Source organism: Pedobacter sp., from assembly GCF_035566355.1.
Classification (GTDB): domain Bacteria; phylum Bacteroidota; class Bacteroidia; order Sphingobacteriales; family Sphingobacteriaceae; genus Pedobacter.
Genome location: NZ_DATMRL010000094.1, coordinates 1 through 2,351 on the forward strand (window position 1 = coordinate 1; position 2,351 = coordinate 2,351).

At 41.6% G+C, this 2,351-nt stretch carries 2 protein-coding genes; one reads left to right on the forward strand and one right to left on the reverse strand.

Translation table 11 applies throughout. The features are described 5' to 3' along the window. A partial coding sequence (locus VNZ46_RS03665; protein ID WP_325558735.1) for a protein O-mannosyl-transferase family occupies nt 1-1,472 on the reverse strand: 1,472 nt, incomplete at its 3' end. A gap of 380 nt (nt 1,473-1,852) precedes the next feature. Between VNZ46_RS03665 and prs the strand changes: the two genes are divergently transcribed. Continuing rightward, on the forward strand, nt 1,853-2,351 hold a 499-nt coding region (gene prs / locus VNZ46_RS03670; RefSeq protein WP_325558736.1), incomplete at its 3' end, for a ribose-phosphate diphosphokinase.

Here is a 2,351-nt window from a genome sequence, read left to right on the forward strand (position 1 = left end):
AAGAAAAATCTGTTATAGGCATTGCTGTCCACAATAGAAGGGGGAAGGTGGCTCTGGTTGCCCAGCATAATGGCATCGATTGGTTTTATTCCACTCAGCCATTGTCCTTCATATAAACTTCCCTGTCCCTGGTCGTCATTCTGACGGCCCACAAAATTCCACATAAAGTAACGCATATACATGTTACCGATCTGGTATTTAAACAGGAAGCCGATGTTGTCAAATAAACTTGGGAAATGGCTGTCGTCAAATCCCATCATATCTTTATAGTAAGCAACGTGTCTGTCATCATCGCTGTACATTCTTGGGAAAGGCGTTATCCTGTCATATTCATAGTCCGTTTTCTTTCCGGCTACTTCGTACTTGTCTGCACCTTTTCTATAGAGTGTTTTACCTTCTGTCAGGTTTACTTTCTGCGAATTGTAGTTTGGACCAAAAAGTAAAGGGCGGTCTCCGTATTGTTCCCTGTTCAGGTAGCCCAGGAAAGAGAAGGCATTGTCCGGATCACTGTTGTTCAGGTTCACATTGGCTTTTGCGCGGATGATGATCATGGCAAAAGAACCATAGCCGAAAATGATCAGTGCGGTAGACAACAGGGCCAGGTTTAATACTTTTTTCTGGTGTTTAATAGAATAACGGATACCCAGTACCAAACCGCCGATGAGCAGTATGGCAAAGAAAAGAACTCCGGTTCCGAAGCCCAAACCTAGAGTGTTGACAAAGAAGAGATCGAAGTAAGCACCAAATGATACGACATATTGTATAATGCCATATTGTACAAATGCGAGGATCAGGATTCCAACAAAGAAAGTTTTTAGTATACCTATATTGGTTGGTTTTGATGTTTTCCTGAAATAATATACAAAGGCCATCGCAGGGATGGTCAGCAGGTTTAAAAGGTGGATACCAATGGAAAGTCCCATGATATAGGCAATGAACAGTAACCATCTGTCTGCTCTTGGCTCATCTGCATGTGCTTCCCATTTCAGGATGCCCCAGAACACTATAGCGGTAAACAGGGAAGATAAGGCGTATACCTCCGATTCTACTGCCGAAAACCAGAAACTGTCTGTGTAAGTATAAGCCAGAGCTCCAACTACACCAGATCCCATAATGGCAATCAGTTTTGAAGAGCTGAGTTCTTCACCAGGTTTAAGCACCAGCTTTTTGGCCAGGGCTGTAATGGTCCAGAACAGGAACAGGATGGTGGCACCACTGGCAACAGCAGAACCTACGTTCATGAAATAAGCGATTTTGGTCAGATCACCCGCTGCAAATAAAGAGAAGAAGCGCTGGATCATTAAAAATAAAGGTGCGCCGGGCTGGTGTACCACCTGCATCTTTAATGCAGAGGCAATAAACTCGCCGCAATCCCAAAAACTTACAGATGGCTCCAGGGTTAAAATATAAGATACTGTTGCAACCAGAAAACAGAACCAGCCTGTAAGGTTATTAATTTTTGAATAATTCATTTTATTTGAATAGATAATTGTGGGCTATAAAAATGCTGCCGAAAATAAAGAATAAGATTGATAATCGTACAATGATAGGACGAGTTTAACAAAAATTAACCATAGTCCCAAAATGTAAATCATTTGAAAAGAGGGGGAAGAAGAAAAAAATAGATTTTTTTTCAGTTTGTGTTTGCAAGTTTGAAAAATGTGCGTAGATTTGCATTCCATTTCGAAGCAAGCCTTTTGAATGGAAGATTGTCCGATAGTATAAGGGTAGTACAACGGTTTTTGGTACCGTTTGTCTTGGTTCGAATCCAGGTCGGACAACAAAACAATATTCGGATTGTGACTAAAACCGCAATCCGATTTTTTTTAACCAGCATTGATACCGATCAATCATGCCATTGCAATTTAACCCAGTTAAACTTTTTGCCGGAACGGGCACAAAGGAATTAGCACTAAAAATTGCCGAGTCTTACGGCAAGCCCCTAGGTGACGTCACGTTAAACAGGTTCAGTGATGGCGAATTTCAACCTTCTTACGACGAAACAGTCCGCGGTTGTGATGTTTTCCTTATCGCTTCAACTTATCAGCCAAATGATAATTTAATGGAACTTTTACTGATGATTGATGCGGCAAAGCGTGCTTCTGCTCATTACATCACTGCAGTTGTTCCTTATTATGGTTTGGCCAGACAGGATAGAAAAGACAAACCGCGTGTGGCTATTGGTGCAAAATTAGTGGCTAACCTGTTAAAATCAGCAGGTATTCACCGCATCATGACCATGGATCTTCATGCTGCCCAGATTCAGGGCTTCTTTGATATCCCGGTAGATCACCTGGATGGATCTGTTATCTTTGTTCCTTACATTAAAAGTCTTGGACTGGAAAATCTGA